Origin of the sequence: Nitriliruptor sp. (assembly GCF_040882075.1) — a bacterium.
GTDB lineage: Bacteria > Actinomycetota > Nitriliruptoria > Nitriliruptorales > Nitriliruptoraceae > Nitriliruptor.
In genome coordinates this window covers 1-3,657 of record NZ_JBBEBZ010000105.1, presented here as the reverse complement: position 1 = coordinate 3,657, position 3,657 = coordinate 1, and the positions used below count along the sequence as shown (strand labels likewise).

Here is a 3,657-nt window from a genome sequence, read left to right as displayed (position 1 = left end):
CCGAGCGAGCTCGTCGCGCGTATCCAGGCCACCTTGCGTCGCGGCGATGTCCCCGGCGGCGACGCCCCTGAGGGGGCCTGACCCTCGACTAGCCTCAGCGTCCGCCGCGGCCGCGGCCCGCGCCGATCCGAGGACCCGCCCCGATGTCCGACCGCCCCGTCGTCGTGACCGGCGCCGCCGGCTTCATCGGGTCCAACCTGGTGCGGCGACTGCTCGAGGACGGTCGTCGCGTGGTCGGGGTCGACGACCTGTCCACCGGCTCGCTCGCCAACCTCAGCGAGGCCCGTGACCGCCACCCCGGCCGCTTCGAGTTCGATCGGCTCGACGTCACCGCCGGCGGGCTCACCCCCCTCGTCGAGCGACTCCGGCCCGAGCTGATCTACCACCTCGCTGCCCAGGTCGACGTCCGCCGCAGCGTCGAGGACCCCCTCGCCGATGCGACCACCAACGTGCTCGGCACCGTCGCCGTCTGCGAGGCCGCGGCGCGAGGTGGGGTCCGCAAGATCATCTACGCCAGCTCCATCGGGTCCTACGGGGAGCCGCGCGAGGACCAGCTCCCGGTCGGTGAGTCGTTCCTCGATCCGGCGCTGTCGCCCTACGGGGCCAGCAAGCGCGCCGCCATGACCTACCTGGCGACCTACCAGGCCCTGCACGGGGTGAGCTGGACGGCGCTGACCCTCGCCAACGTGTACGGCCCGGGACAGACCACCGCGGGCGAAGGTGGGGTCGTCGCCACCTTCGTCGGGCGGATGCTCGCGGGGCAGCCGGTCACGATCCACGGTGACGGGGAACAGACCCGCGACTTCGTGTTCGTGGACGACGTGGTGCACGCCTTCGTCCTGGCGGCGGATCGCGGGGACGATGAGCGCTTCACGATCGGGACCGGGGAACGGATCAGCATCAACCAGCTCTTCCGCGCCCTCGCAGCGGCGACCGAGTACCCCCACGAAGCGACCCCCGCCGCCGCGCGGCCCGGCGAGATCCGCCACAGCGCCGTGGACAGCTCGCGGGCAGCGCGTGAGCTCGGCTGGAAACCCTGGACCACGCTCGAGGAAGGCCTCGCCGCGACCCTGGCGTGGGCCGCCGCGACCGAACGCTGAGATGGAGGTGCGGTGACGTACTCGAGCGAGGTGGGCGAGCGACTCCGGCGCATCCGCGTCGAGCAGGGGCTGTCGCTCCAGGAGGTCGAGCGACGCTCCGAGGGCCGGTGGAAGGCCGCGGTGGTGGGCTCCTACGAGCGCGGCGACCGGAACATCTCGGCCACGCGCCTGCTCGAACTCGCCGACTTCTACGGGGTGAGCGCTGCGGACGTCCTCCCGGGCGAGACGGCGCCGCCACCACGTGCCGATGGCGGGATCGTCCTCGATCTGCCTCGCCTCGCCGAGCTCGGTGAAGCGTGGTCGGGGCTCCGCCGGTACTGCGCATCGATCCAACAGCAGCGCGGTGACTACAACCGACGCGTGCTGTCGGTCCGGGGCGAGGACCTCCGTGCCATCGCGGCCATCCAGGCCGCGACGGTCACCGAGCTGGTCGCGCAGCTCCGTGTGATCGGCGTGATCGCCGGCGACGACCAGCTGGAGGACCCGCCGGGTCAGTGAGCTCCCGCGTCCGCCGTGCGGTTGAGCGCGTCGAGGACGGAGCGCACGACGGCGTCAGCCGTGGCGTCGCGGACCAGCGCGCTGCCCGACACCGTCCGCTCCCCCTGCGGGGTGCGCAGCTGCACCACCGTCAGCGCGATGCGGTGATCGAGCAGCTCGACGACCTCGCAGCCCCGCAGCTCGACGGCCTTGCTGTCGCCGAGCACCGGGGCGAGGGCGGCCAGCGTGGCGCGGCCGACCGCGGCTCGGCGTCCCGCGGCGGTGTCGTTCCCCTCGGCCTGGCCGGTCAGGATCTCGCCCGTTCGACGGAGGGTGACCTCGATGTGGGCCTCCGGTCCGGCGTGGGTGACGGTGATGCGTCCGACGGTGATGCGCGGGACGAACGCGGGGCCGGGCGGGTCGATGACCGCCTCGGGGTCCTCGTCGAGCTGGACGACCGACACCACCCGGTGGTCGGTGGTCACCCCGAAGCGAGCCATGAGCAGCGTCTGCACGTCGCGGACGGTCTGCTTCGGGGCGCGGTCGAGGGTGGTGACGACGTGGAGCTCGTCGACCTCGCGCTCGAAGCCCGCCACGATCCTGGCACCGAGCACCCCCGGGATCGACGCGAGGCAGCTCTCGACGTCGGCACGCCGCTCGGGATCGTGCAGGTCGGTGCGGAGGGTGAAGAGCGTCGGGAGGGGCGTGCCCTCCCCCGCGTCGATCACGGCGAGCCCTTCGTCGTCGTCCACCCCGCCGCTCGGCGGGTCGCCGCAGCGTAACGGTCACCGCCGTCCGGGCGCGTGAGCCGGAACCAGACGGGTCGCGTGCGTTCAGCGCCCGTTATCGAGCGCTGAACGCCTCTACCGCGTGGTTGGTGTTGCCGGTGTGGATGATGTGTCGGTTGACAACCGAAGAGCGAGCGGTGAGCGGAGGAGGTCCGCGCGGACCGGGTGAACCGGACCGTGGATCGACCGGGTCGGAGACGGCTCAGGCAAGACCTTCGCACCACAGCACCACGTGCACCACAGCACCGACGAGGTACCGGCTCACAGCCGTGCGCCATCGAGCGGAGCGGAACGGTCCGTCGTCCGATTAGCGGAGACGACGGCTCGGGAACGATCTCGATGGAGGTACGACATGACCAAGCGTCTGTTCGTCGCGCTGTCGGCCCTGGCGACGCTCGTGCTGTCGTCTGGCGCCAGCACCAGCTGGATGCGTTGACAGCGTGAGAGGCCGGGCCTCCTCCGCCCACCGCTCGCTCCTCGGGATCGATGCCCGACGGGGGCGTCCAGGAGCGAGCCGTGCGTGCCGACCACCTGACCGTCTACGTCGCCGTGGTCGCGACGCTCGGTCTCGCGGTTTTCGTGCCGGCCGTCATCGTCGCGCCGGGGTGGACCGCGGTCCTGTTCGCGGCCGCGTTCGGGCTGACCGAGTACCTCCGCTCGAACCTGCGCGACGACGTGCAGGTGTCGCTGTCGAACCTCGTGGTCCTGATCGCGATCCTCCACGGGGGCATCGCCCTCGCGGTCGTCGCCACCGTGGGGGTGTTGCCACTGTTCGCGCTGCAGGCTAAGGATCAGCGACTGCTGCGCGTCTCGTTCAACTGCGGCCAACTCGCGGTGTCCGCTGCGGTCGCGGGTGCGAGCTACCAGCTCGTCGTGATGCTGACCGGGTCGAGCTTCCCGGCACCGATGACCATCGTCGCGATCGCGGTCGCCTCGGTCGTCTACGTGCTGGTGAACAACGCGCTCGTCGGTGTGGTCGTGGCGCTGTCGAGCGGCGAGCCCGTGCGCAGTGCCCTGCGGTCGGTCCTGCAGGTCGGGTGGTTGCAGGGTCCCTACGTCGGCATCGCGATCCTCGCCGCGACGCTGCTGCGCGCCGGTGGGATCGGGCCGGTCCTGCTCGCCCTGCTCGCCCTGCCCGTCTTCGTGGCCCGCTCCGGGTTGCTGGCCTTCCAGCGCACCGACGAGGCCTACGACCGCCTCGTGCGCTCGTTCGTGACGGCCATCGAGGTCAAGGACCTCTACACCCGGGGCCACTCCGAACGCGTCGCCACGCTGTCGGTGCACGTCGCCGA

Annotated in this window: 3 protein-coding genes and 1 pseudogene; 3 read left to right on the top strand and 1 reads right to left on the bottom strand. The window is 71.8% G+C overall.

Going from position 1 to position 3,657, the window contains the following annotated elements:
* Window positions 1-143 precede the first annotated feature (143 nt).
* Both WEB03_RS06105 and WEB03_RS06100 read left to right on the top strand, forming a co-directional pair.
* On the top strand, window positions 144-1,100 hold the full coding sequence (locus tag WEB03_RS06105; protein WP_368070064.1) for an NAD-dependent epimerase/dehydratase family protein: 957 nt from the start codon (window positions 144-146) through the stop codon (window positions 1,098-1,100).
* Window positions 1,101-1,112: 12 nt separating this feature from the next.
* Window positions 1,113-1,598 carry a transcriptional regulator gene (locus tag WEB03_RS06100; RefSeq protein ID WP_368070063.1) on the top strand — a complete coding sequence of 162 codons (486 nt, stop codon included), beginning with the start codon at window positions 1,113-1,115 and terminating at the stop codon, window positions 1,596-1,598.
* Here the strand turns inward: WEB03_RS06100 and WEB03_RS06095 are convergent.
* The gene (locus WEB03_RS06095) at window positions 1,592-2,329 is read right to left on the bottom strand and encodes a hypothetical protein (RefSeq protein WP_368070062.1); all 738 of its coding nucleotides are present in this window, start codon (window positions 2,327-2,329) and stop codon (window positions 1,592-1,594) included. The two genes, WEB03_RS06100 and WEB03_RS06095, sit on opposite strands and share 7 nt — an antisense overlap.
* A gap of 552 nt (window positions 2,330-2,881) precedes the next feature.
* Between WEB03_RS06095 and WEB03_RS06090 the strand changes: the two are divergent.
* Window positions 2,882-3,657: pseudogene (locus tag WEB03_RS06090) on the top strand (hypothetical protein); the annotation flags it as partial.